Consider the following 25,692-nt stretch of genomic DNA (forward strand, 5'->3'; position numbering starts at 1 on the left):
CCGCGCCGCGCGCCGACACCCATCACGTCGTCAACGGCAGCAGCGTGGCTGCAATCGCTTCGAACGAAGGCCTGCTTTCGACCGTTTCGCTCACGCATGAGGCCGCGAGGGCTTCAAGCTCGCCCGCGCAGGGCAGCGTTCCCGGCTCGCACCGCTCGATCAGTTCGTCGAGCAGATGGCCGAATGCGCACACTTCCAGCCGCTGCAGAGCCGATCCGAGCGCTCGATCGTCGGTGTCGTAGAAAGACGCCGCGCCGAAATCTCCCAGCAACGCGCGCCCCGCGCCGCAATGCAGGATGTTGTGCGCGTACAGGTCGCCATGCATGATGCCTCGCCGATGCAGATGGCAGGCTGCCGATGCGATGCCATGCGCGATACGCAGTGCCGACGCCGGATCGAAGCGCACGTCATCCGCATAGACATCGCGCGTGCAGGAATCGAGGCTCGGCGGCGCGGCGAGATTCGCGAAAGCCGGATCGATCAGCGCCATCACGAGGCCGTGCGTGTCCGACGGATGGTCTTTCACTTTGCCGATCACCGGGATCAGGTTCGGGTGCTGCCCTGCGTGAATGCAGGCGGCCATTTCGCAGTCGGGCAAGCCGTCGCTCGTCACGGCGCCCTTGAAGAGCTTGACGGCGGCGGGCTGCGACGAACGACCGTCATCCGCCTGCCGCGTCGCCCGATAGATGATTCCCGACGCACCTTCGCCCAGCTTTTGCTCGAGCGCGAGCGAAGCCCAGCGCACGTCGGCGATCGACGTGTCGGCGGACGCCGTCGCTTCAAGCGCGCCGGTGAACGGATTGCCTGCGTAGGCGAGCCACGCCAGGCGGGGCATGCGCAACAGCCATGCGGGCATTTCGTTCAACCGGTTGGCCGACAGACGCACCAGTTCGAGCCGTGAGCACGCAGCCATTTCCTCAGGCAACGCGCGTAACCGGTTGCCCGCGAGCATCAGCTTCTGCAGCCGTGCGCAGTCACCGATCTCCGCGGGCAGCGATTCGATCTCGTTGTCGGTCAGGATCAGCCAGCGCAGTTCGCGCGGCAGCGATTTGCCCGAAACCTTGCGGATGCGATTCGCCTTGAAGCCGATCATGCTCAGCTGCGCGCACTCGCCCAGAACACCGGGCAACTCGGTAAACGGGTTATTCGAAGCAAAGAGGATGCGCAGCCGGTGCAGGCGCGGCAGATCGTCCGGCAGCGTCGAAAGTGCGTTGCCGGACAGGTCGAGCGTTTCGAGCGTGTCGGCAAGATCGAAGATTTCGCGCGGAAATTCGGTCAGCCCGCAAGCGAGCTTCAGATGCCGGGCACCCGCGAGCTGTCCGGACCGGAGTTGTTCAATGGAGGCTGTCACGATGGAGGGTGGGAATCGGCGGCCGGTGATGATTGGCCAACCGCGCCAATTCTACTCGGAGCGCATGCCGGCAGGCGCGCATTCCGCCACCCGGCAACCTGTTCCGAGCGTGACACGGATCGCCGATACGCGGGCAATCGTTGGCAAGCGCCCCGGAGAATCAGCGTTGGGGGCCGGCGGATGCGGCCGCTCCTGAAACCCGAAGCGACTGCCGTTATCGTCGCGGCGGGATGCGGCGCCAGGTGGCCACCACGACCAGCAGAAACGCGACGTACACGACGGCAAACACCCAAGCCGGCAGATCGTAGTACATCCAGACGCTCACCCAATGCTGAATGAATCCCTGCGGGCCGGTCCTGCCGACGCGCAGCAAGTCCTCGAGGACGGTGAGCGGGCACGGCAGGTCGAGGGCTGCCAGTGCTGCGACGATGCCGATCGCGCCAAGATGCGTGATCCGGAATGCGCGATTACGCGCCCAGTTGCGCTTGAACGCGGCGCCCACCCAGATCGCGAGCAACCCGACAACGATGAAGATGACGAGCATCGCGTGCACGACCAGAACCGTATTCGCCAGCCAGATCATCACGTTCTTCCATGTGCGTTGGTGTGGGCCGCGCATGATGCAACGGGTGGGCGTATGCTTGATCGTGGACGCGTCAGCGTGCACGGCGTCGCGCCAGCTCGCGTGCGGGAACCTCGTACAGCGTAGCGGAAAATGGCCCGGCGGGATGCGAGTGCTTCGGCGAACAGCCGAGCGGGCGCATTGGGCGGGGCGACGCGTCTCGCCGTCGTGTGTCTGATTGTCTTCGCAGGAGTTGCGATGATGCAGGATCGCTTCATCTACTTCCCCGAGCGGGCCACGGTCGGCGATGTCGAATCCGGCGGGCTGCACGCGTGGCCGTCACCGGACGCCTTTCGGGGCCTGCTGGCCGAGCCGACCGGACCGGTGCGCGGAACGGCCGTCGTGTTCCATGGCAATGCCGGGCATGCCGGCCATCGTTCGTACTTTGCGACGGCGCTCACCCGAATGGGGCTGCGCGTGATTCTCGCGGAATATCCGGGCTACGGGCCACGTGAAGGCGCGCCCAGCGAAGAAAGCCTGGTTGCCGACGCGCGTCAGACGATTGCGATTGCGCATCGCCGCTACGGGATGCCGCTGCTGCTGGTCGGCAAGTCGCTCGGCGCCGGCGTCGCGGCAGAGGCCGGCGCGCGCGAGCGCGACAACGTGACTGGCGTGCTGCTGATCACCCCGTGGGACACGCTCGAGCACGTCGCCGCCTATCACTATCCATGGCTGCCGATGACGTGGCTGCTGCGGGACCGGTACGACAGCGTGGAGCATCTGGCCTCGTTCGGCCGTCCTGTCGTGGTGGCGGTCGCGGAGCGCGACAGCATCGTCCCGGCACGCTTTGGCGAGGCGCTTTACGACGGGCTGGGCGATCCGAAACGACTGTTGGTCGTGAAGGCGGCCGAGCATAACGACTGGATCGGCTTCGTCGACGATGCGTGGTGGCAGGACGCGCTCGGCTTCCTGCTCGCCCCCACCCATTGAACGATGACATCCCGTTCCGTTCCGGCCAAAGCGCGGCGCTTCTTCGTCCTCGATGCGGACGATGTCCCCGTCGAAGTTTTCGACGAAAGCGCGTGGACGCGCTGGATGGCCGAGAACGACCTCGTCTTCCGCCGCACCGTGCTGGACGAATCCGGCGTGACGATCACGACGCGTTTCCGTGGCGTAGCGGATGCGAAGACCGTGGACGTCTGTCTGTTCGTGACGCGCATCGCCGGAATGGCCGTGCAGGACAACAAGGCTTTCGCCGCACGTACCGCCGACGAGGCGCTGGAACAGCACGAGCGCCTGCTGCAGGAGATTCTGCGAAAGCTGACCGGGCGGTGATCGCCCGCGCCCGGCGATTGGCGGAAGGGCGCTCAATCTGGCGGTTTTGTTTAAAGTAGCGGAAACGCAACGGGCGAGGGCGCGCATGCGCTGCACGTGCTGCGCGCTGCCGCCCGAACGACGAAACCTCGATACGCACGACCGATGACCACCGAACAGAACGACGACGACCTCGATCCCGCCATTGTCGCGATCCTGGCGGCGCTGCACGAAGCGGCGCGCGACCCCGCGGGCAAGACGTGGTCGCTTCCGAAGCTCGCGAAGCGCACGCAATTGCCGATGAGCTCGTTGCGCCGCGTGTTGACGCAGCTCGACGCCGGCGGCCTGACGGTCACGACCCTGCACGAAGACGGCACGGGCTCCGCGGCATTGACCGAAGACGGTCGTGCGGTGTGTGCACAGCTTTTCGATGCGGCGTAACAAGGGCGGGGCATCGAAGCGACCCGCCGTCCGTTCAGATTGTCTGGCGCGACGCGCAATCGATCACCAGCGCGCCGTCACCCCGGCCATGACCGAATGATCGTACGTCTGGTCGTTCAACCCGCGCCGGTACCCGATATCGAGATCGAGCCACGGTTTCGGCGAATAGATCGCGCCGGCGATCACGAATGCAGGATTCGCCGACGCGTTGCGCTCGGCATTGCGTGACGTGCCGACATCCACGACGATCTGGAACGTATCCGTGGCCCGATAGATTGCGGCCCCCGACACCTGCCAGATCGAAGTCAGGTCGTCCTGCCGATTCGGCTGGTACGTGATCCCGGCATTGGCGAGAAACGAAAACCGCGCGACATCGACTTGCGCGAGCATCGTCGCGCCGGCGCCGACGCGCCCGGTTCCCAGGCCGCGCTGGTCGTCCCCGGTCGGGATCGATACCCTTGGCTTCAGCGCAAGCGTGAACGGGCCGCGTTCGAGGAAGCGCCATTTCATGCCGACCTCGACATCGCCGAAGCCCGAGCCGTTTTCGTCGGATCGTGTCTGCAGATGCGTATACGGCGCGTTGACGTACAGATCGACCCGATCGCCGAACCCGCGCGTCATGGTCGAATTCCAGAGCTGCTGACGTCCGGTTTCCTCCTGTTTCGACGTCTGCTCGGCGTTCAGTTCGAGCTGCCAGTTCGCGTTGCCCTGTGTGCCCGTGTCGTCGCTGACGAGCGGATGGGCGGCGTCCGCGCCGATCGGCGCGAAGAAGGCGCTCGCGGCGGCGAGCGGAAGCATTCTTTTCATTACATCACCTGTGAAGCGTTGCACGCGTCCGGCCCGCGCGTTGCGCGCGAGCCGGACGGCTGTCAGTGGATCGCCGCGGCGGGCATCAGAACCATTGCTTGTAGCGGCGGACGTAGATCGTCTTCACGATCTGCGCGAGCACGATGTAGCCGGTCATCGTTGCCGCGAGCCACAGCCAGTAGCTGCTCGGCAGGTGCATGAAGCCGAGCGATTCCGCGAACGGCGAGAACGGCAGCCAGCAGCCGATCGCGATCGCCGTGAACGTCGACAGCAGCACGGGCAGCGCCGCGGTGCTTTGCAGGAACGGAATCTTCTGCGTGCGCAGCAGGTGCACGACGAGCGTCTGCGACACGAGACTTTCGATGAACCAGCCCGAGTTCATCACGATCTGGCCGCTCGAACCGCCGTGCAGGTGATACATCGCGCCCGCGCCGAACACGGTCCACATCAGCACGTAGGTGGTGATGTCGAACACGGACGACGTCGGCCCGACCCACAGCATGAAGCGGCTGATGTTGCCGGCTTCCCACTTGCGCGGCTTCTTCAGGAACTCGGGATCCATCTTGTCCCACGGCAGCAGCATCTGCGACGTGTCGTAGATCAGGTTCAGCACGAGCAGCTGCGTCGCGAGCATCGGCTCCCACGGCAGGAACGCACTGGCGACGAGCACCGAGAACACGTTGCCGAAGTTCGAGCTCGCGGTCATGTTCAGGTACTTGAGGATGTTGCCGAACGTCTCGCGGCCCTTGAGCACGCCTTCCTCGAGCACCATCAGGCTCTTCTCGAGCAGGATGATGTCGGCGGTTTCCTTCGCGATGTCAGCGCCGCTGTCGACGGAGATGCCGACATCCGCGTCGCGCAGCGCCGGCGCGTCGTTGATGCCGTCGCCGAGGAAGCCGACCGTGTGGCCGTTCGCCTGCAGCGCCTTGACGATGCGCGCCTTCTGCAGCGGCGTGAGCTTCGCGAACACGGTCGTGCGTTCGACCACCTGCGCGAGCGTCGCGTCGTCGAGCGCTTCGATCTCGGTGCCGAGCATCGGCTTGCCGGGTTCGAGGCCGACCTGGCGGCACACCTTCATCGTGACGGTCGGGTTGTCGCCGGTCAGCACCTTCACCGCGACGCCGTTCTCGCGCAGCGCGGCGAGCGCGGGCGCGGCGGAATCCTTTGGCGGATCGAGGAAGGTCAGGAAGCCGCGCACGACGAGGTCGTGCTCGTCGGCGGTGCGGTATTGCCCGCGTTCGTCGCCGCGCGTGATCGCACGCGTCGCGACGAGGAGCACACGGAAGCCGTCCTCGTTGTAGGCGCTCGCCTGTTCGATGAGCCGCTTGCGCGCGACGAAGTCGAGCGGCCGCACGCCTTCGTTGTCCTGCACGTGGGTCGACACTGCGAGCATTTCCTCGACGGCACCCTTGCAGATCAGCAGGTGCTCGCCACGCGTGTCCTCGACGACGACCGACAGGCGGCGACGCACGAAATCGAACGGCAGTTCGTCGATCTTCTTGTAGCCCTGCGGCTTTACGCGATCGCCGATCTCGTTCGCGCGATTGACCACCGCGATGTCCATCAGGTTCTTCTGGCCGCTCTGGTGGAAGCTGTTCAGCCAGCCGAGCCGCAGGATTTCCTCGTCCTTCTGGCCGAATATGTCGAGATGGTGCTCGAGGATGATCTTGTCCTGCGTGAGCGTGCCGGTCTTGTCGGTGCAGAGCACGTCCATCGCGCCGAAGTTCTGCACGGAGTTCAGGCGCTTGACGACGACCTTGCGGCGCGCCATCGCGACCGCGCCGCGCGCGAGGTTCGCGCTGACGATCATCGGCAGCATCTCCGGCGTCAGGCCGACGGCCACCGCGAGCGCGAACGTGAGCGCGCTCAGCCAGTCGCCCTTGGTGAGGCCGTTGATCATGAAGACGATCGGCACCATCACGAACATGAACTTGATCAGCAGCCAGCTCACGCTCGCGACGCCGCGGTCGAAGCTCGTCTCGATGCGCTTGTGGCTCACGACGTTGCGCGCGAGCGAGCCGAAGTAGGTGTCCTCGCCGGTCGCGACGACGACGGCCGTTGCGGTGCCGCTGACGACGTTGGTGCCCATGAAGCAGACGTTCTCGAGATCGAGCAGCGACAGCGACGCGTCGTTCGCGGCGCCGGCCGCGCGCGCGTTCGCGGACTTGCCGGCGACCGCGCCGAGCGTGTCGTACTTCTCGACGGGCAGTGCCTCGCCCGTCAGCACGGCCTGGCTGATGAACAGGTCGCGCGATGCGATCAGGCGCACGTCGGCCGGGATCATGTCGCCGGCCGACAGGTGCACGATGTCGCCGATCACCACTTCGCGCGTCGGCACGTCCCGCTTCGCGGGCTCGGCCGTGTCGGTCACCGCGCGCTGTACGGTGGCCGTCGTGCGCACCATCGCCTTGAGTTTCTCGGCGGCGCGCAGCGAGCGGAATTCCTGCACGAAGCGCAGCAGCGCGCTGATCGTGACCATGGTCAGCAGGATCGTCATGCCGACGTAGTCGCGGTCGTCTGGGGCCGCGAAGTAGACGTCGGTGAGAAAGCTGATCGTGGCGAGCACCAGCAGCACGTAGACGAACGGATTGTGGAACGAGTGCAGCAGCTGGCGGGCCCAGTGCGGTGGCTTGTCGTGCGCGATCTCGTTCGGCCCGTAATGCTGCAGGCGGTCGGCGGCCTGTGCGTAGGTCAGGCCGCGCGTGCTGCTGCGCAGCGACTTTAGCGTGTCGTCGAGCGGGCCGGCGGCTTCCTGCGCGGCGCGCATGATGCGCGGTTCGTTCTGCTGGCCGGCGCCGCCGGTCTTGATGAAGCCGCGCTGTTTCTTGTGCGAGGGGTTGCTTTGTGTCATGTGTCGCTCCTTGCGCGTGATGCGGCGGGCGGGGAGCGCACGTTATCGACGAACGAACGCTCCCTGCCGCGTCGCGTCGGGCGCGATCGGCTGTGGATCGGTGAAGAGAGGGCCGCTCGCCGGCGCGCCGTGCATCGTCAGGCAGTTGGCGCGCAGAGCCGCACCGGCGAGCGGTAATCGACTACTGTCGTCTGAGTTCATCTGCACTCCTGTCGTTATCGGTCAGCGGCACGGGCGGTCGATGGCGTTGCGTGCGTGACGGCACGAACGCCGGACGGCGCGCGAACGGATTGCGCGCGCAGCCGGGCTGCGTGCGCGACGAGCGTGCGCTACCGCGTCGGCGGTCGCACGTCGTTCAAGAAATCTGGCGGGGATTCTGGCCGGTCAGGCCGGAAGGACGCCGCATCCTGCTTCCCGGGATGCGGCAGAAGACGAGGCTCTGCGCGGTTTCCTCAGGCGGCAGTCATGTTGGTCAAGCACCAACTACAACTCGCATCGGTGTTCACAGAACACTCCATGTGTTTAGACGGGGGCGATGTTAAAGGGACGCAGTGCGAAGCGTCAACCCTTTTGTAAGACATTTATTTTGAGATCGTCATGCATCGTCGAGCGGATCGTAAGGCAGCACGGTTTCCTGTTCGATTCCAGGCCAATCCGCGCGTGCCGGCGAAGCCGCATGCGGCGTCCCGCCGAAAACGAAACACGCGTTCGGCCGGGTGCCGAACGCGCGTCCGTTGCCGCGTCGCTGCTTGCGTGTGTTACTGCGTCGACGCGGTCACCGCGGCGGCTGCATCGAGGATGCCCGAGCCTGCAGGCATCGCCGTGCACGACGTGCCGGCCGCGAGCTTCGTCGTGCGCGCGCCGCCCTGCAGCTTTTGCTGGATCTGCGCGGGCGTGAGGTTGCCGTTGACCGCGAGCATCAGCGCGGCGACGCCCGACACCTGCGGCGTCGCGAAGCTCGTGCCGGTCGCGAGGCCGTAGCTGTCCGCGCCGGGTACGGTCGTGCCGGTGTTCGACGTCGACAGGATGTTGACGCCCGGCGCGCTCAGCGCGACGTCGGTGCCGAAGTTGCTGAACGATGCGCGCAGGCCGGTCGTATCGGTCGCGCCGACGCTGATGACGCCGCGGCAGTTCGCGGGCTGATCGAGTCCGGTCGACAGGCCGTCGTTGCCGGCCGCGACGACGACCGTCACGCCTTTCGCGGTCACGTCGTCGATCGCCTGCTGGAACGTCTGGCTGCACGTGCCCGTGCCGCCGAGGCTCAGGTTGATGATCTTCGCGGGCGTCGGGTTGGCCGGTGCGCCACTGACCGCAATGCCGGCTGCCCAGCGCATCGCGTCGGCGATGTCGCTCGTCACGCCGCCGCATTTGCCGAGCACGCGCACCGGCAGGATCTTGCCGAGCCACGACACGCCGGCGATGCCGATGTTGTTGTTCGCGGCCGCGCCGATGATGCCCGCGACGTGCGTGCCGTGCCAGCTGCTGTCGCTCGGCGTGCTTGCGCAGTGAAAGAACGGGCCGCTCGCGTTGTCGATCTCCTGCTGCGTGACCCAGTCGCCCGGATCGGTCGCGTCGGGGCCGCGCGTCTTGCCGTTGTTGCTCGTGTTGACGTCGGAGATGAAGCTGTAGCCGGACAGCAGGTTGCCGACGAGATCGGCATGCGGGCGGTAGCCGGTGTCGAGCACGGCGGTGACGACCGTCGGCGCGCCCTTGGTGCGCGTCCAGGCGGCAGGCAGGTCGATGCCGGCTGTCGGATCGGAGAAGTACCACTGCTGGCTGTAGTCCGGATCGGTCGGCGTGTCGCGCACGCTCATCCGGCGGTCCGGTTCCGCGTAATCGACGTCGCCGTCGGCCGCGACCACCTGCGCGAGCGCAGTCGCGTCGGCCGCCGCGATACGCTGCCCGAGCGTCAGCACGGCCGCGCCGTTCGCCATCGTCCGCTCGACCTGCACGTTCAGCTGCGTTTGCGGTACCGTGCTCGAGTACGCGCGTGCGGCGCCGTTCGGCGAGCCCCACGCAGTCATCGCGCGCTGGATCACCGCATCGATGCGCGACGTGCCGTTGGCGGCCGACATCGCGTACGCGGCCGTCACGGTTTTCAGTTTCACGATCAGGTGATCGACCGGCGGCTCGTTCGCGGCGGCGGTTTGCGCGGCCATCTGCGCGGCGGCCTGCTGGGTCGCGCACGCGTTGCTGCTGGTCGACGACGGATTGGGCGTGGGGGCGGGTGACGGAGCCGGCGAAGGGGCCGGTGCGGCGGTGGACGGCGACGGGCTGTTGCCGTCGCCGCCGCCTCCGCAGCCGGCGAGCGGCAGCAGCGCGGCGGCGGACAGCATGCCGGCCAGTGCGCGGGCGTGAGCGAACCGTGCGACAGCGGGATTGAAACGTTTGGCGCTCATGTTGAAACTCGATCGTAGTAAAAACCGTCGTGCCGGCGGTGTGGCAGTCGGGCCGGTCGCCGCGGCCTTCGCGTGTCATCGTGTGTCGTTGCGTCGGCGTCGTTCTGCGGGCATCCGGTCCTTCTCGTTGTCATCTGGTGGCTCGGCAGCAACAGATGCTGCGGCGCGCCACGCTCTGGGTAACGGCTTGCTCAGCGGCTTCTTGAGTGCGTTTCAAAAGAAAACATGGTGGGCGCGCAAACGATAGCGTTGCTGCATGCCAGCATGAACGCGCGTTTGGAACGGTTGGTACATCCGCGTGCCCGGCCGCGCAGCGAGATCGGGCGGCGCGGAGCATGTCGAAGAAGTGCCATCGCGACGTTGCGGCGGCACGGCAGCGCACATGCAGCGCTCGGATGGCGGCCGCGGACCTTACGCTTTCCCTGATGCGGCGCGATTTTGGCGGGCGCAGGATCGCGGTTCGATCCACGATTCGTCAGGAGAAAGGCGTGGGCCGTCGTTATTGCTGGCTGGCCATCGCGACGACGGGCCGCGCGGTTGCGTTCGTGATGGACAAGCCGCTGCTGTATGGCGAACTCGCGAAGGACCGCAATCCTGGTGCGTACACGGTGACGGGCACGCCGCTCGTCCACGGGAACTACGCGTGCATGATGCGCAGGGCCGATCCGGCGTTCAAGCATGTCGCCGAGGGCGTGATCGCGAAGATGCAGACTTCGGGGGAAGCGGAGAAGCTGTACAACTGTTGGTTTACGCAGCCGATTCCGCCGAAGGGGATGAACCTGAACTATCCAATTTCGGAGGAGATGAAGCAGCTGTTCAGGAATCCGATGGATCAGGCGCAGTATTGAGCGAGCGAGGTCGAGTCGGGCGCGCGAACGCGCAGGGCGCCCGATGCCCGGCCGCGTCGGCGTTGGTTGCCGAAGAGTCGGATGCAGCGCTTGGCGGCAGCGCACGCGGGCAGCGCAGCGTGGATGCCGCCACGATGCCCGAATCGAGTGCGGCACGTGTCGGTATCTGCAAACGATGCTTGCGTTCGCCAGACGATCCATCGATGACACTCCACGCACAGCTTCGCTGTCGACACCCTTGCGGACGATGTGCAAAGCGACGGTCCGCCGGGGACGGGGTGTGCTCGCCGTATCCATGCTCGCGTAGTCTGCGTCGCGCCGCCACGAGCCGCTGCGTGACTGCCATTCCGGGATGCGGCAGATTTCAGAGTAGACGATTCCCGCGCTTCTCTCTATTCGTTGCCGATTTTTTTTGCTACACCCAACGCAAAACGTTGCGCACGCAACGCCGCCGAGTTGTATCGGCCGTTGAGAGTGACGCGCGTGCGGTTTCGCCGGAACGTCTTGTAATTCGGCGATAGTCTCCTACCATGAATTGCATTCGATGCCGACAGCCAATTGTCCCGGCTTGATCGGGAATAGAACGACAGGAACGGCGGCGCGAATATTCAATTTCGCATCGTATTCCGGGGAATCGTTGTAATGATCAAAACCATCGCCATCCCGAGTGCTCGCTCGGGGAATCATCCGGGTTAGTACGACCGGCATCCACCCATCTTCGATGTCCGCGCGACGCTCTCGGCGCGGGGAGAGGATTTGCCGGCGAAGTTCCGTTGATGATTGAAGTTCGAAGTGCAAACGATTTAGACGCTTAGCCCGTCTCTGTCGTCGAAGCCAGCCGAATCGGAAGCGCGACACGCGCATCGATACGGCACCGGCCCGCGCTGTCATGTTGCGTGCGCGCCGGGGATCCGCATTGACTTATACCCACTATTTGCGCCCGCTACTAACGTTCCGCACTCGTGTGCCGATAAACCATGCTGGCCACGACCGAGCAAACATAGAGGGTATTCAATGCACTTCTGGCGCAAGCTATCCATTCAGAACAAGCTGATTCTCAGCATGACCAGTTGCCTGCTGGTCTTCGTTGCGATTTCGAGCGTGCTGAGCCTCCGGTTGATCGGGAGCGCCGTGCGCGACCGCGTCGTGCAGGACGAGCTGCCGACCGCGGTGAACAGCATCCGCGCGGACGTGCAGCGCCAGCTTGCCGGGCCGATCGCGGCATCGCGCGTGCTGGCGCGCGACGCGTTTCTGCTGCAATGGGAGGCCGATGGCGAACCCGACGGCGGCACGCGCAACTGGACGCAACTTGCGGAGAACGTGAAGGCTGAGCAGAAGGCCGCGTCCGTGCAGTGGGTGTCGCTGAAGAGCGGCAACTACTACAGCGAGGCCGGCCTGCAACGGAAGGTCGGCGACAAGGATCGATGGCTGACGGCCTTCATCGCGACCGGCCGGCCGTTCGAGGTCAACATGGACCACGAGGTGACCGTCGGCGGCTACATGATGTTCATCAACAGCCGCGTGGAGCTCGACGGCAACCCGGTGGGCGCGACCGGCATGAGCCTGTCGGTGGATGCGCTGGCCAGGGGCATCGCCGCATACCGGATCGGCGAGACCGGGTATGCCTATCTCGTGCGCCCGGACGGCGCGATCATGATGCATCGCGATACGGCGCTGATCGACGGAAAACACTTCATGGCGAACGAGGCCGGCTTGCCCGGCGACGCCGCATCCGCGCTGCTGGCCGGCAAGCCGTACGCCTGGCTGAGCCATGCGGGAGCAGGGGACGCGCGTTTGATTGCGACGTCCTTCATTCCGGAGCTGAACGCGTACGTGGTTGTCGAGGTGCCGGAGGCGGAAATGCTCGGGCCCGTCACGCATGCGATCCGGAATGCTGCGCTGGTCGCCGCCGTCGCAGGCCTTGGTGTCGCGCTGGTGGTCATTCTGCTGGTCGGCCGCGCGATTGCCGCACCGATCCGGCGTGCGGCGTCGTTGCTGTCCGAGATCGCGAGCGGGCACGGCGATCTGACCCGTCGCATGATGGTCGAGAGCGAGGACGAGATCGGGCAACTGTCGGACGCGTTCAATCGTTTCGTGTCTTCGCTGGCGACACTCGTTCATCGTATCCGGGCTGCATCGACGTCGATTGCGACCGGCTCCGAGCAGATTGCTTCCGGCAACGCGGATCTCAGCGAGCGTACCGAAGGACAGTCGAGCAACCTCGAGAAGACGGCAGCGTCGATGGAGGAGATCACCGCCGTGGTGAAGAACAACACGGAAACCGCGCGCACCGCGGCCCGGCTGGTCAACGGCGCGTCCGATACTGCCGTGCGCGGCGGGCAGGTGGTTGGAGAAGTGGTGAGCACGATGGAGCAGATCAGCGACGCGTCGAACCGGATCTCCGAAATCATCGGGCTGATCGACAGCATCTCCTTCCAGACCAACATCCTCGCGCTCAATGCGGCCGTGGAAGCCGCGCGCGCCGGCGAACAGGGCCGGGGTTTCGCGGTGGTGGCCTCGGAAGTGCGCAATCTCGCACAGCGCAGTGCGCAGGCGGCGAAGGAGATCAAGACGTTGATCGAGCACAGCGCCGGGACGGTGAACGTGGGTTCGCGGCTGGTCGGCGAAGCGGGCGAGGTGATGCGCGACGTCGTCTCGCAGGTGCAGGGCGTCAGCACGATGATGAACGAGATCGCCGATGCGAGCCTGGAGCAGAGTGCCGGTATCGATCAGATCGGCGGCGCCGTACAGTCGCTCGACGAGATGACGCAGCAGAACGCTGCGCTGGTCGAGGAGAGTGCGGCGGCGGCGGAGAGCTTGAGGCACCAGGCAGCGGAGCTGACGCGGCTGGTGGCGGCGTTCAAGGTCGATGCTTGACGGGCATTGTCATTCGCCGAACTGCTGCAGCGCGAAATCGACGAAGCTGCGCAGTTTGGGCGTGCGATGGTCCGGCGGGTACATCAGGTACATCGGGCGGCTGGGCAACTGATAGTCGCTGAACAGCGAGACGAGCCGGCCGGCCTCGACATCCGCCTTCAACAGCGCCGCAGGTTGCATCACGATCCCCATGCCGTGCAGCGCGGCGACACGCAATGCCTGGCCCATGTTGATGCTGAGCCTTCCGTTCGCCTTGATGCTGAGCGTTTCTTCCTGAAGGCTGAATTTCCATGGCGCAGCGGCTGAAATGCTGAATGCAAGGCATTCGTGCTGCGCGAGTTCGTCGGGGTGCCGCGGTGTTCCCCGTTCGGCAAGGTACCCGGGCGAAGCGCAGACCATCATCCGGTAGGGGGCCAGCGGGCGCGCGACCAGTCTTGCGTCCGTGAGCTTGCCGATGCGGATCGCGGCATCGAAGCCATCGTCGAGCAGGTCCATCGCTCGATCGCTGAGCGTCAACTCGACGTCGATTGCGGGATAGCGCGCCAGATATCCGGACAGCGCAGGGACCAGCACTTCGCTGCCGAACGACACGGGGGCGGTCACCCGCAGCTTGCCGCTCGGAAGCGTCTGCCGATTCTGCGCGTGTCGGTCCGCCTCGCCGACGAGCCGCAGGATTTCCTGGCAACGCGCGTAGTAGGTCTCGCCGAACTCCGTGAGACTCAGGCGCCGCGTGGTCCGATTGAGCAGTTTCATGCCGGTGCGCGTTTCCAGCGCGCGCAAGTGGTTGCCGGCCATCGTCGGCGACATCCGGCACTCGATTGCGGCTGCGCTCAGGCTTCCCGCGTCCACTGCACGAACGAAAACCTCCATGCTGCTCAGCAGATCCATTTGACACTCTCGCTCGAAACTGAATCAATTTATGTGGAGATTATCCACGAAAACTTTTCAATGATACTGGCGGCTCCCGTCACTGCGGCGTCGTCTGCCGCTTATACAAGGAGCCTCGATATGGCGACACCTGATCCCGGATTTCAATTGACGTCGCGGTTTGCTGGACGCACTGCGTTGATCACCGGAGGCGGCACCGGCATGGGGAAAGCGGCGGCGCTCCGTCTGGCCAGAGAAGGCGCCAATGTCGTCGTTGCGGGCCGGCGACCCGCGGAGCTCGACTCGGTGGTTCGGGAGATCACGGCCGATGGCGGGCGTGCGCTGGCCGTGCCGACCGACGTGACCGATACGGCGCAGGTTCAGCGTCTGGTCGCGCGTACGGTCGACGCATTTGGTGGCCTGCACGTGGCCTGGAACAACGCCGGGATGCTCGGCGAGTTCGTGCCGCTGCATGACGCGGCGATCGAGACGTTCGACACCGTGGTCGCGACCAATCTGCGGGGTGTGGCGGCCTGCATGAAATACGAGCTTCAGGCGATGCTGGCTGCGGGTGTTGGCGGCGCGATCGTCAATACGTCATCGTGGACGGCGCATGGTGCGATACCGGGGACGTCCGGCTACGCGGCCAGCAAGGCCGCGCTCGATGCGCTGATGCGTACCGTGTCGCTGGAAGTCGGGGCGAACAACATTCGCGTGAACAACGTCAGCCCGGGCGTCATCGCGACACCGATGTCCGAAGCGGCGCTCGGCGACGAGCGCGCGATGCGGCCGTTTTTGCTGCATACGCCGCTGCGGCGTATCGGCCAGCCTGAGGAGGTTGCCGATGTCGTCGCCTGGCTGCTGTCGGATGATGCACGCTTCGTGACCGGGCAGAGCATTCTCGTTGACGGGGGCTTTACGTTGGGCGGGCTGCGGCCGTGGCTCAATGAGGTGGTTGCCGAGCAGGGGTGAGGGCGATGATCGACGCCCGGCCGACGTGCTTTCGAGAACTGCCGCTGTGTGTTGGTCGCTTGTGTACGCCGACCGCTTCCGCCGTGCATCTGCCGTTGCCCGGCAACCGTCGCCCTCGCTGCTCGCATCGCGAAAGTAGCGTGGGATTGATCGAATCAGTGCGCCAACGTGGGCGCTGATATCTTGATCGATGCGGTGGAATCCGTTTCGGCGTGCGGTGCGGTAATGTCCTGTGGGAGCGGTTGATCTGCCGGTTTGCCGAACGAAACCGTAATGTCATCGGGGTAGACATAGGCGGCGCCGGTCGCTTTGTCGATACCGTGAGCGATTGGGCCGCCTACCAGGCCGAACATGATGAAGTCCCCAACCGTTGCGCCTCCGCGCCCGGACGACTTTATCGACGTGACCGCAGGCGCTTCACCGTCCTTCGTGCATTGCACATTCAGGTCGTCTTTGGCACGATGCACCGACACCTTTCCCGGCGTGACGACCTGATACGAGCCTTCCGAGTTCGTCAGAACGCAGGTTGCACCAGCGAGGTCAATGGAATCCTTTTGGGTTTTCACGGACAATTTTTCCGTCGTGCCTCCCGTAATGGTTGCACAACCCGTGGTCAGCGTGACGAGTCCCATGGAAGAGACCAGCATGGCAATCCGAATGTATTTCAATTGATCCCCGCATTTCTGTTTCTTTTGTCAGCCCATGCGCCGGGCCATGCGTAGCGACTATCGCGATCCGAACGTGTGGTTGGTCAGCGAAAAGTGTCTGCTCGAAGCCGTGCCATCGACCAACGCATCGTGGTTCTCTGGCGGCATATGGATAACGGCACGCGTGGGTGGGGCTTTAGAGGCGAAACGACGACCGGCTGCCCCGATCACGCGGTCGTTTTGAAGATGAAGTGGTCGCGCGATCCTCTGCCAGCGTCGATGGATGGCCGCGGACAGCAGTTCGTTTCCGTTGCATGCCGGGTTGGCGTGGCCGCGAAGGTGCAATGTGAGGCATGTTCAGGAAGCGGCCGCTACCAGTCGCTACCGACCACTACCCGCCGTCACTCGCCGGCCGATTGCCGGCAAACGACAGGACCGCTGTCCCCGTTCTAGCTACGCCTTCTTCCTCGCCTGAACCGCCGCGACGACAAAGTAACCTGCCGCCGATAGCCACAAGCAACCAAACAGCAGTTGCGCGTCGTTCGAAGACTCGAAATTCCCTGCATTCTGGTAGCTGCACTTGATCTGCACACCCACCTGCAAGCAGCCCGTGTGGATGGCGTCAAAGAACGTCCACAGGTGATACAAGCCTAACGTCAGGAAAATCACGGCAACCCGTGTATATGTTCTGGACTTCGTCATCGCGCTTACCCGTTCCCCGATAGGGCCGCACACTTCGGTTCGATTGTGTCTGACGTGACGACGCTACACGAAGGCGGCGGGCGTGTAAATCCGCACAAGCGGCGTCTCCGGCCAGACGGGCGCGCGCACGACCTGTCTGTGTGGGGCAGCGGCCGACCGTCGTCGATACGAAGCCGCCGATGCTTCGGCTGTACCGATGAAATGAACGTCACACGCCAGCAGAGGCTCAAGCATCCCGTCAGCCTGCTACCGGTGCAATCCAGCAACTTCCGATTCCTCAGGTGATTGGTTCGTGCTGCGGGGCGACAGGAGCAGCCACAACGGGTGGCGACGCAGGTCCATTCGTGCAAGCCGCCGCCACCCGCTCAAGGCCGGCGCGCACCGGCCTTCGCAAACGCACCTCGCACCTCGAAGCTGATCGCGTCCACAACCTTGCCGTGGGCATCGAGCAGTTCGAGCCGATGTCTTCCGGGCCACGGCAGCCACGCGACACGATCCGCGTGTCCGATCATCTTGTCGTCGAGACGCCAGGAAAACTTCGTCGCGTGGCCGGCGGTGCGCTCGAACCAGATGCGCTGATTCTTCGGCGGAATATCCGGATCGATCGCGAAAATCGTGCCGTCGGTCGGCGCGCCGATCGTCAGCGGCGCGCGCGGCCCGTCCTTGCCGGAGGTCACGGGCGCCGCCAGCCGGACGGTATCGACCGCGGTGCCCGCGACGAACCATTCGTTGCGCGACGGCTCGATGCCGCGCTCGAACGTGACGCGGCGCGCTTCTACACCCGCGGGCGGGCGCGGCGCGCGGCTCGCGAGATCGCGATGCAGGTAGCCGACGACCGCCGACCAGACGGGCGCCGCGCCGGTGACGCCCGACACGTCCCACATCGGCGAGCCGTCCGCGTTGCCGACCCATACGCCGACGGTATAGCGCGACGTGTAGCCGACTGCCCAGTTGTCGCGCATGTCCTTGCTGGTGCCGGTCTTCACCGCCGAGAAGAAGCGCGTCGCGAGCGGGTTATCGAAGCCGAACGTCCGCACGCGCGCGTTGTTGTCGGCGAGGATGTCGGTGACGACAAAGCTCGCGGCCTCGCTGAACACGCGCGTGCCGTCGACCGTGCGTGCGGGCGTCGCAGCCGATGCAGCCGGCGCCGCCGATCCAGCCGATCCAGCCGATCCAGCCGATCCAGCCGATCCAGCCGGCGCCGCCAGATCGACGGTCTTGCGCGCGAGGCCGCCGTTCGCGAGCGCGCGATACGCGTTGGTCAGCGACAGCAGCGTGACGTCCGCGCTGCCGAGCGCGAGGCTGAAGCCGTAATAGTCGCCTTCCTGCGCGAGCGGCAGGCCGAGCGCGGTCAGCGTGCGCGCGAAGCGGTGTGGCGTGACGAGCACGAGCGTGCGCACGGCCGGCACGTTGAGCGAGCCGCCGAGCGCGCTGCGCACGCTCACCCAGCCCTTGAAGTCCTTGTCGTAGTTCTGCGGAATGTAAAGACCGCCGCCGGCGGCAAGGTTGATCGGCGCGTCGTCGAGCAGCGACGCGGCGGTCAGCCGTTTCTCGTCGATCGCCTGCGCATACAGGAACGGCTTGAGCGTCGAGCCTGCCTGGCGCGGCGCGAGCACTGCATCGACGTCGCGCGCGTTCGACAGCGCGCCGGACGAGCCGACCCAAGCGCGGATTTCGCCGCTCGCGTTGTCGATCACGACGACTGCGCCGTCCTGCACGTTGCGCCGATGCGCGGGCGCGTTGAGTTCGGTCAGCGCGCGGGTCAGCGTGTCGCGCGCAAAGCGCTGCAGCGACGCGTCGAGCGTCGAGCGGACCTGCGCGCCCGCGGCTGGCCGGACCTCGGTCGCGATGCGCCGCGCGAAATGCGGGGCAAGCGCGGCGCCGTCGTCGCGCCCGGCGCCGGCGGGGCGGGACGTCACGAGCTGCACGTAGCCGTCGAGCGACGCGCACGCGTGCTCCGCATGCATGTCTTGCAGGATGCGGCACGCGCGTTCGGCGACTTTCGCGGCGTTCGCGTTCGGCGCACGCACGAGCGCCGCGGCGACGGCGGATTCGCGCACGTCGAGCCCGGACGGCGCCTTGCCGAACAGCGCCTGCGACATCGCATCGAGCCCGATCGTCTCGCCGCGGAACGGCACGAGGTTCAGGTAGGCCTCGAGGATCTGGTCCTTGCGCCAGCCGCGTTCGAGCAGCAATGCGTTCATCGCCTGCGACGCCTTCTGCGGCAGCGAGCGCTGGCCCGAGCGTCGCGGCGAATCGCCGAGCAGGCCCGCGAGTTGCATCGTCACGGTCGACGCGCCGCGCGTGCGCTCGTTCCACAGGTTGCCCCATGCGGCGCCCGCGATGCCGCGCCAGTCGACGCCGCTGTGCGCATAAAAGCGCTTGTCTTCGGAGACGACGATCGCTTCGCGGAACGCGGGCGACACGTCGGCAAGCGCGATCCAGTCGCCGCGCCGCTCGGTGAGATCGACGCGGGTGCGCTGCAGCGGCGTGCCGTCGCGCGCGAGCAGCAGCCAGTCGGAGCTGCGCCAGCGATGGCGCACGTCGTCATAGGACGGCAGCGCATGCGCGACGAGCGGAGCCGCGAGCACCACGGCGATGAAGAGGCGGCCGGCGATGCGCGCCGGCCGCGGCGAACCGAAACCCTTCATCGCGCGCTCACGACTTGCCGGCGTCGGCCGGCTTGACGGTCACCGGCGGATTCGGCCAGAGCCCGTATACGGACGGTGCATACAGCGCTTCGACACGCGTCGGCGGCAGGCCGAACGTGCCGACGTTGTTCAGCCGCACCGTGTATTCGACCGAGAGTTTGCCCTTCGGCAGATAGGCGTAATACGCGCGATAGCCGTCGAAATCGCGTTCGACGAAAGCGGGCCACGCGCCGTCGGTCGACTTCTCGCCCTGCGTCGCCGCCTCGGAATCGCGGCCGAGGCCGGAACCGAGGATCGTTGCGCCGGAAGGGATCGGATCGTTGACGACGACCCACGTCATGTCGCTTTGCGCATCGATGTCGAGATGGACGCGCACCACGTCGCCGCGCGTCAGCACGCCCTTGACCGCCGGCGACACGGGCGTGACCGTCTTCGTGATCCGGTAGCCGGCGGCAAACGGCGCGCGCAGCGGCACCGCGGCGAGGCTTTCGACCGTCGCCCACGGGCGGCCGGTGCCGTTCTGCACGACGCTCAGCGTGCCGGGCTGCGCCGCGCGCGGCCACGGCAGCATCACGCTGCGCGCAGCGGCCGCGCGAGTGGCCGGAGTGGCCGGGGTTGCCGGAGTCGCCGACGCAGGCGCGGCGATCGCAGGCGCCGCGGCCGGCGTTTGCGCCCACGCGACCGAGCGCTCGTCGCCGCCGAGCGCGACCTTCGTCGTGCCGCTGACCGGCGTGCTTTCGTAGGTGCGGGAGAAACGATCGATGGCGAGCTGGCCGAGCGCGTTCGACGTCGTCGTCTGCCACGCGCCCTGGCGTTGCAGCGCGAGCAGGCCGGCCGTCACGCGCGGCATCTCGTCCTTCCATCCCGCGTCGCCGGCGAATTCGAGCGCGAGGCGTGCGGCGTTGGTCTCGTTGTTCGTCATCAGCCACCACAGATCGTCGTCGCGCGCGGTCGAGAACACGAGCTGCGTGCCCTGGTACGTGAGACGCGCACGCAGGATCTGCTCGACCTGTGCGCGTTTCTCGTCGCGCTGCGGGATGTCCTTCACGCGCGTCAGGATCGCGTGATAGTCGATCACCGCCGACGTCGGCCACTGGTTCGGCGCGATCTCGAGCGAGCCGAGCATCCGGCCCTGCGCGGCGCCGTAGCGCGACAGCGCCTCGATCGCCGCGAGCTTGCGCAGGTCGCGGTCCTGGCGCGGCGCCCACGTGTCGCGCTCGATGCGGCCTTCGACGAAGCGCGCGAGCCCGGTTTCGAGCTGCGTGCGCACGTCTTCGGGCAGCGCGAAGCGCGCGTCGGCGCGGCTCGCCTCGTCGGACAGCACGAGCAGGTACGAAGACAGCGTCGGGCTGCCGTAGTGATCGTTGTCGGACGGCGGCGGGAAGTAGCTCGCGAGCCCGTCGCGGTCGAGGTAGACGGGCATCCGCGCGGTCAGCGCCTGCCATTGTGCGGCGTCGCGCAACCCGATCGCGCGCGATGCCTGCTGCTCGAGGCAGCGGTACGGATAGCGCTCGAACCAGCGCCGCACGCCCGGCAGGCCGTCGGCGAGCTTCGGTTGCAGCGACACGGCGATGCCGCCGCGCGGCGCGCCTTGCGCGTTGGGCGCCGCGCCGGCCGGCACCGCGACAGGCAGCGTGAGCGTGCCGTCGACTTGCGTCAGCGTGGCCTGCTGCACGGTGACGGGCAGTGCGGGCACGACCTTCTGCGCGATCGCGAGTGCGTCGGCTGCGCGCGCGCCGCCTTGCTCGGCGGCTTCGATGCGCCAGCTCAGCGCGCCGGCCGCATCGAGCGCCTGCTCGGGCACGGTCACGGTCCACGCCACTTCGCTCGCGCTGTTCGGTGCGAGCGACACGGTCTGCGGTGCGACGTCGAGGCCCGTCGCATGCGGCGTCACGACGACCCGCATCGTGCGCTCCGTGGTATTGCGCAGCGTGACCTGCGCGCGGAACGCGTCGCCTTCGCGCACGAGCGGCGGCAGGCCGGAGATCAACTGCAGATCCTGCGTGCTGCGGATCGACGTGCTGCCGGTGCCGAAGCGGTCGGGGCCGACGGCCGCGATCGCGACGATCCGGAAGCGGGTCAGCGCATCGTTCAGCGGTACATCGACGGTCGCGCTGCCGTTCGCGTCGAGCGTCACGCGCGGGTTCCACAGCAGCAGCGTGTCGAACAGCTCGCGCGTCGGTGCGCCGCCGCCGCCGCCGCCCGCCGGCACGGCCTTGCGGCCGAAGTGGCGGCGGCCGATGATCTCCATCTGCGCGGTAGCCGTTTCGACACCGTACGCGCGCCGTCGCAGCATCGCGTCGAGCAGGTCCCAGCTCTGGTTCGGCATCAGTTCGAGCAGCGCCTCGTCCACCGCGGCGACCGCGATCTGCGTGCCGGCCGGCGCCGGTTGGCCGCCGGGCAGCGTGACCTTCACATGTGCCTGCGCGTGGCCGCGCACGGTGTAGCGGGTCGCGTCCGTCGTCACGGTCACGCCGAGCCGGTGGTTGCCGGTGCCGACCTTGATCTCGCCGAGGCCGTAGCGGAATGCGGGCTTCGACAGGTCGACGAACGCGGTCGGCGCCTCGTAATGGCGGCCTTCGCGCCAGAACGCGCGCGCCCAGTCGAGCGGCGCCTTCCAGCCCCACGTGAAGAACGAGTACCACGGCACTTCCCGGATCCGGCCGCGTAGCGCGAGCACCGACACGTACACGTTCGGCCCCCACGATTCGCCGACCTTCAGGTCGACGGTCGGGTTCTTGCCGTTCAGCTCGACGATGTGCGTCTCCATCACGCCGCCGCGTTCGACGGCGACGAGGGCGCTCGCGTAGCGGAACGGCATCCGCACCTGGAAGCGGGCCGTTTCGCCCGGTTCGTACGAGGTTTTTTCAGGGATCACGTCGATCCGGTCGGTGTTGTCGCCGCCGAACCAGAGCTCGTCCTCGCGCGTGACCCACACCGACGACGATGCGTTCGACGTGCGCCCGTCGCCGTCCTTCGCGACCGCGATCAGCTGCACGTTGCCGGCCTGCTCGAGCGTCGCGTCGCACGACATGCGGCCCTTGTCGTCGGTCTTGCCGGAGCACAGCACGCCGAGGTCGCGCGTGTCGCTCTTGTTGTCGTACGCGTAGAAGCCGCCGACCATGCGCTTGCGCGATGACGTCGTGATGTGCGCGACGCCCTTGATCTCGATCGGCACCGACGCGCGCGGCTTGCCCTGCAGGTCGAGCGCAATCGCCTGCACGGGCACGCGCTGGCCGACCGATACCCAGTGGCCGGCCTTGATGCCGGCAACCACCGCGGCCGGCCACAGGAGCGTGTCGCCACGGATCGTCTGCACTTCGCCGTTCGGGTCCGCAAAGGTCGCTTCGAGCGCGAGGCGCTTCGGCGCGTCGACGGCCGGCAATCCGTTGAGCGTGACCGTGCCCGCGCCGTTGCGGTCGAGCGTCAGCGGCAGCTTGTCCGCGATCAGCTTCGTCGCGTCGGGATCGTTGTCGGCGCGCGATGCATTGTCGCCGTCCTGCTCGTCGTCGTTGGCCATCCCGTCGCTCGTTTCGGCACGGTACGGCGTGAACGTGAAATCCTCATAGCGGTCCGCGAACGGCGGCGATGCCGCTTTCATCAGCGCGGAGACCTGCACCGGCAGGTTCGACGCGCCACCACCCGACACGTAGTCGATCTGCACCGCGAGCGGCACGTCCTTCACCGCAACGAGCGGGCTTTTCTGCGCATCGCGCGCGCCGATCGTGCCTTTGAGCACCGGCAGGCGGAACGCCTCGACCCGGAAGCTGCCGCTGTAGTAGCTCGACGTCGGCGCATCCTCGGGGCCGCCTTCGAGATCGACACTGTATTCGCCGAGCTTCGCGGCGGGCGGCAGCGTGAAGCGCGTGTCCGCGCTGTGGTCGGCGGCCCAGGTCAGCGGCAGCCGGTAGGTCTGCCCGCTGCCGAGATGGCGGATCGTCACGCGCGTCGGGTACTGCGACGGGAACGCGAGGCTCTGCAGCGTTTCGGTGCGCACGAAATGCTTCATCGACACCGTTTCGCCGGCGCGCAGCAGCGTGCGGTCGAACACGGTGTGCGCGCGCACGGTCGGTGCGCTGTCCATGTCGGTCGGCACGTTGAAGCGCCATGCCTCGATGCCGCGGTTCCAGTTCGAGCTGACGAACGCCATGTCGGGGCCGGTCTTCGGATCGTCGACGCGGGCCGACACGAAGTAGTCGTCGAAGCGCTCGGACGTTTCGCATGCGTGCTTCGGCTCGAACGGCCCGTCGATCTTCAGCAGCCCTTGCGCGTCGGTCCTGCCTGCCGCGATCTCGTCGCCGTTGCAGTCGGACACGCGCACCTGCGCGTTCGGCACCGGCTTGCCCTTGTCGAGCGTCGTCACCCACACGAGGCTGTTCTCGCGGCCCTGTTTCAGGTGCACGCCGAGATTGGTGACGAGCACCGCAGTACGCACGTACATGCTCGACGGCTTCGCGAGCAACGAGCGGCCGAGCGCCGGCGATGCGAGTTCGAGCACATAGAAGCCGGGCTTGTCGATCGGCACGCCGACGATCTCGAACGGCCGCAGCGTCTTCGGGTCGGCCTTCGGCAGCGTCAGCGTCTGCACGCCGGCTTCGCCCTTGAGCAGCGACAGCGAGCGCACGTCGATGCGGCGGTCCTTCGGCGCGGGTTGCCGTTCGCCTTCCGCGAGCGGCACGTAGACAGGATGTTGTCCGCCGCGCCGAAGCAGGCCGGGGATCTGCTCGTCGATCGAGCCTGCGGTCATCGACCAGTTGTCGAAGCGGTCGACGCGCCGCATCCACTGGCGGATCGCGGTGTCGTTCTCGACCTTCAGGTTCGCGAACTGCGCGCCGCCCGCGTTGAGGCCCGCGATGTGCAGGTCGGCCTCGACGTTGCGCAGCGTGACCGGCACGAGCGCCGGCATGCCCAGCTCGGCGAAGCGTTCGACGATGCCGAAGGTGCCCGACGAGAATTTCGCAAGCGGCGGCATCGGCGCGGTGCGCGTCGCGAGCGGGAACAGGTCGGCGTTGGCAAGCGTGCGCCCGGTGACGTCGCGCAGGCCGGACGGCAGCTCGATCGTCAGTGCGGCTTGCGCGGGCAGCGGCGGGTTGAACGTGACGGTCGTCACTTCGTCGCTGTGGTCGTCCGCCGCGAAGTTCGGCGCCAGGGAACCGTTCTGGCCGTCCGGGCCGCGCAGCCGGATCGCTTCGGCGGACTTGCGCGCGATCGGCGCGTTGAACGACAGGGTCAGCGGACGCAGCGGCGTGCAGGGCGCCTTCGCGTTTTCGCGTTCGCACGAGAAGCTCGCGGCGAACGGCGCGCGCACGGTGAAATCGAAACGGCGCTCGGTGTCGTTCGCGATCCCGCTCGGGCTCGCGACGCCCTTGCCGTAGACGAGCTGCATCTTCGCGCTGGCCGGCAGCGCCTGCGCGCACGACAGCGTCAGCACGCGCGCGGCGTCTTTCTTCAGCCCGAAGTGGTCGAGCAGCGCGTTGCGCGTGTCGTCGTCGGCGGCGGTGACGGGGATGCGGTTGCCGATGCCGGCCGCTTCGCACCAGATGTTCGCGAGCGCGGAGCGCGGCTCGGCGGGGCCGTTCAACTTCAGCACGAACACCTGCCGTTCCTCGATTTCGCGCGAGCCGGGCCGCACCGACACCGGGAACGGTCCGCCCGTCTGGAACGTGAAGCGGCGTGGCCCGGTGGCCGCGTTGCCGGCGACCGAGCGCAGCCCGTCGTTGAGCGCGACTGCGCAACGCACGCCCGGGGGCAAGTCGTTCTCGAAATCGTAGACCCAGGTCTTGTCGTCGAGCCAGTGGCCCTGGCCGCGGCCGGCGGCGGAATCGGTGCAGGTGACGCGGGCGGGATTCGGCGCGGACGCCGAGCCGAACGCGACCATCGGTTCGTCGAACTTGACGACGGACTGCCGCACTTCGGTAACGGTGCCCTGTGGCGACACGCTCACCGTGCGTGCCGCGTCGGCCTGCAGCGACAGCAGCGCGGCGGCCCCGAGCGCTGCGACGGCACCGGTGCGCGTCAGCAGCCTTGTGATGCTTCCAAAGGATGGGTTTTGCTTGTTGTTGTCGCGTTGCTTCATCGCTCGATTGCCCTCGGAGGGAAGCTTTCTGTTTGATTGCACGCGATTCTAACTGACGGACCTCCACGCGCATGCGGACGAAGGGCATGCCGCGCTTGTGCGACACGACGGTGCACGTCGCACACCCGTCGCAGCAACGATACAAAAATGCAGAGAAAAGTCGATTGTCACGGATTGCGGAACATTTAATGGACTAAGATGCCTCTTTTGAATTTCGAGTGGGTGGTATCGTCTCGTTTTTCCTGTAGACAAGAAGGTAAATGATGCACAGCAAGCTGTTCGAAGCCGCCCTGGGTGTGAACGCTCCGTGGTTTGTGAGCGGTGTCG

16 protein-coding genes and 1 pseudogene are annotated in these 25,692 nt (G+C 66.6%); 6 read left to right on the forward strand and 11 right to left on the reverse strand.

The features are described from left to right. Positions 1-22 precede the first annotated feature (22 nt). Both DID96_RS19285 and DID96_RS19290 read right to left on the reverse strand, forming a co-directional pair. Complete coding sequence (locus DID96_RS19285; protein WP_124600872.1) at positions 23-1,351, reverse strand: leucine-rich repeat-containing protein kinase family protein; 1,329 nt, start codon at positions 1,349-1,351, stop codon at positions 23-25. Between the two features lie 214 nt (positions 1,352-1,565). After that, positions 1,566-1,934, reverse strand: coding sequence for a DUF2784 domain-containing protein (locus tag DID96_RS19290; protein ID WP_124600873.1), 369 nt, complete (start codon positions 1,932-1,934; stop codon positions 1,566-1,568). Positions 1,935-2,171: 237 nt separating this feature from the next. Between DID96_RS19290 and DID96_RS19295 the strand changes: the two genes are divergently transcribed. The 3 genes from DID96_RS19295 to DID96_RS19305 all read left to right on the forward strand — a co-directional run bounded on the left by DID96_RS19295 (position 2,172) and on the right by DID96_RS19305 (position 3,668). After that, a complete protein-coding gene (locus DID96_RS19295) occupies positions 2,172-2,903 on the forward strand; it encodes an alpha/beta hydrolase (protein ID WP_124600874.1) in 732 nt (243 codons plus the stop codon). A gap of 3 nt (positions 2,904-2,906) precedes the next feature. After that, the gene (locus DID96_RS19300) at positions 2,907-3,248 is read left to right on the forward strand and encodes a hypothetical protein (RefSeq protein WP_124600875.1); all 342 of its coding nucleotides are present in this window, start codon (positions 2,907-2,909) and stop codon (positions 3,246-3,248) included. 144 nt (positions 3,249-3,392) lie between these two features. Beyond that, entirely contained in the window at positions 3,393-3,668 is a 276-nt protein-coding gene (locus DID96_RS19305; protein WP_124600876.1) for a helix-turn-helix domain-containing protein, read from the forward strand. 63 nt (positions 3,669-3,731) lie between these two features. On the opposite strand, the gene DID96_RS19310 is transcribed toward DID96_RS19305, so the two are convergent. The 4 genes from DID96_RS19310 to DID96_RS19320 form a co-directional block, all read right to left on the reverse strand. Then, the gene (locus DID96_RS19310) at positions 3,732-4,475 is read right to left on the reverse strand and encodes a transporter (RefSeq protein WP_124600877.1); all 744 of its coding nucleotides are present in this window, start codon (positions 4,473-4,475) and stop codon (positions 3,732-3,734) included. A gap of 85 nt (positions 4,476-4,560) precedes the next feature. Continuing rightward, positions 4,561-7,326: a magnesium-translocating P-type ATPase gene (mgtA, locus tag DID96_RS19315; RefSeq protein WP_124600878.1), complete on the reverse strand. Its 2,766-nt coding sequence runs from the start codon at positions 7,324-7,326 to the stop codon at positions 4,561-4,563. 42 nt (positions 7,327-7,368) lie between these two features. Next, entirely contained in the window at positions 7,369-7,527 is a 159-nt protein-coding gene (locus DID96_RS38345) for a hypothetical protein (protein WP_185732299.1), read from the reverse strand. A gap of 557 nt (positions 7,528-8,084) precedes the next feature. Continuing rightward, positions 8,085-9,725 (reverse strand): S8 family peptidase, encoded by a 1,641-nt coding sequence (locus DID96_RS19320; RefSeq protein ID WP_124600879.1) that lies wholly within the window; start codon positions 9,723-9,725, stop codon positions 8,085-8,087. 521 nt (positions 9,726-10,246) lie between these two features. On the opposite strand from DID96_RS19320, the pseudogene DID96_RS19325 reads away from it, so the two are divergent. Continuing rightward, positions 10,247-10,573 (forward strand): annotated as a pseudogene (locus DID96_RS19325) (amino acid ABC transporter substrate-binding protein); the annotation flags it as partial. A gap of 1,014 nt (positions 10,574-11,587) precedes the next feature. Further along, positions 11,588-13,450 carry a methyl-accepting chemotaxis protein gene (locus DID96_RS19330; RefSeq protein WP_124600880.1) on the forward strand — a complete coding sequence of 621 codons (1,863 nt, stop codon included), beginning with the start codon at positions 11,588-11,590 and terminating at the stop codon, positions 13,448-13,450. Positions 13,451-13,459: 9 nt separating this feature from the next. Here DID96_RS19330 and DID96_RS19335 read toward each other — a convergent pair whose 3' ends face one another. Further along, entirely contained in the window at positions 13,460-14,338 is an 879-nt protein-coding gene (locus tag DID96_RS19335; RefSeq protein WP_124600881.1) for a LysR family transcriptional regulator, read from the reverse strand. Between the two features lie 120 nt (positions 14,339-14,458). Between DID96_RS19335 and DID96_RS19340 the strand changes: the two genes are divergently transcribed. After that, positions 14,459-15,289 carry an SDR family NAD(P)-dependent oxidoreductase gene (locus DID96_RS19340; RefSeq protein WP_124600891.1) on the forward strand — a complete coding sequence of 277 codons (831 nt, stop codon included), beginning with the start codon at positions 14,459-14,461 and terminating at the stop codon, positions 15,287-15,289. 155 nt (positions 15,290-15,444) lie between these two features. Here the strand turns inward: DID96_RS19340 and DID96_RS19345 are convergent, their stop codons facing one another. The 4 genes from DID96_RS19345 to DID96_RS19360 form a co-directional block, all read right to left on the reverse strand. Continuing rightward, the gene (locus tag DID96_RS19345) at positions 15,445-15,936 is read right to left on the reverse strand and encodes a hypothetical protein (RefSeq protein WP_124600882.1); all 492 of its coding nucleotides are present in this window, start codon (positions 15,934-15,936) and stop codon (positions 15,445-15,447) included. A gap of 453 nt (positions 15,937-16,389) precedes the next feature. Beyond that, on the reverse strand, positions 16,390-16,638 hold the full coding sequence (locus DID96_RS19350) for a hypothetical protein (RefSeq protein WP_124600883.1): 249 nt from the start codon (positions 16,636-16,638) through the stop codon (positions 16,390-16,392). A 365-nt stretch (positions 16,639-17,003) separates the two neighbouring features. Next, positions 17,004-19,289 (reverse strand): penicillin-binding protein 1C, encoded by a 2,286-nt coding sequence (gene pbpC, locus DID96_RS19355; protein WP_124600884.1) that lies wholly within the window; start codon positions 19,287-19,289, stop codon positions 17,004-17,006. Positions 19,290-19,296: 7 nt separating this feature from the next. Continuing rightward, the gene (locus tag DID96_RS19360) at positions 19,297-25,365 is read right to left on the reverse strand and encodes an alpha-2-macroglobulin (protein ID WP_124600885.1); all 6,069 of its coding nucleotides are present in this window, start codon (positions 25,363-25,365) and stop codon (positions 19,297-19,299) included. Positions 25,366-25,692 lie beyond the last annotated feature (327 nt).

Origin of the sequence: Burkholderia sp. Bp8963 (assembly GCF_003854275.1) — a bacterium.
Lineage (GTDB): Bacteria > Pseudomonadota > Gammaproteobacteria > Burkholderiales > Burkholderiaceae > Burkholderia.

Bases quoted from the DNA above. Each gene is read 5' to 3' on its own strand.
- DID96_RS38345 (WP_185732299.1), bottom strand. From the start codon at position 7,527: ATGAACTCAGACGACAGTAGTCGATTACCGCTCGCCGGTGCGGCTCTG.
- DID96_RS19290 (WP_124600873.1), bottom strand. From the start codon at position 1,934: ATGATCTGGCTGGCGAATACGGTTCTGGTCGTGCACGCGATGCTCGTC.
- DID96_RS19350 (WP_124600883.1), bottom strand. From the start codon at position 16,638: ATGACGAAGTCCAGAACATATACACGGGTTGCCGTGATTTTCCTGACG.
- DID96_RS19300 (WP_124600875.1), top strand. From the start codon at position 2,907: ATGACATCCCGTTCCGTTCCGGCCAAAGCGCGGCGCTTCTTCGTCCTC.
- mgtA (WP_124600878.1), bottom strand. From the start codon at position 7,326: ATGACACAAAGCAACCCCTCGCACAAGAAACAGCGCGGCTTCATCAAG.
- DID96_RS19360 (WP_124600885.1), bottom strand. From the start codon at position 25,365: ATGAAGCAACGCGACAACAACAAGCAAAACCCATCCTTTGGAAGCATC.
- DID96_RS19335 (WP_124600881.1), bottom strand. From the start codon at position 14,338: ATGGATCTGCTGAGCAGCATGGAGGTTTTCGTTCGTGCAGTGGACGCG.
- pbpC (WP_124600884.1), bottom strand. From the start codon at position 19,289: ATGAAGGGTTTCGGTTCGCCGCGGCCGGCGCGCATCGCCGGCCGCCTC.
- DID96_RS19310 (WP_124600877.1), bottom strand. From the start codon at position 4,475: ATGAAAAGAATGCTTCCGCTCGCCGCCGCGAGCGCCTTCTTCGCGCCG.
- DID96_RS19305 (WP_124600876.1), top strand. From the start codon at position 3,393: ATGACCACCGAACAGAACGACGACGACCTCGATCCCGCCATTGTCGCG.
- DID96_RS19345 (WP_124600882.1), bottom strand. From the start codon at position 15,936: ATGCTGGTCTCTTCCATGGGACTCGTCACGCTGACCACGGGTTGTGCA.
- DID96_RS19340 (WP_124600891.1), top strand. From the start codon at position 14,459: ATGGCGACACCTGATCCCGGATTTCAATTGACGTCGCGGTTTGCTGGA.
- DID96_RS19330 (WP_124600880.1), top strand. From the start codon at position 11,588: ATGCACTTCTGGCGCAAGCTATCCATTCAGAACAAGCTGATTCTCAGC.
- DID96_RS19295 (WP_124600874.1), top strand. From the start codon at position 2,172: ATGATGCAGGATCGCTTCATCTACTTCCCCGAGCGGGCCACGGTCGGC.
- DID96_RS19320 (WP_124600879.1), bottom strand. From the start codon at position 9,725: ATGAGCGCCAAACGTTTCAATCCCGCTGTCGCACGGTTCGCTCACGCC.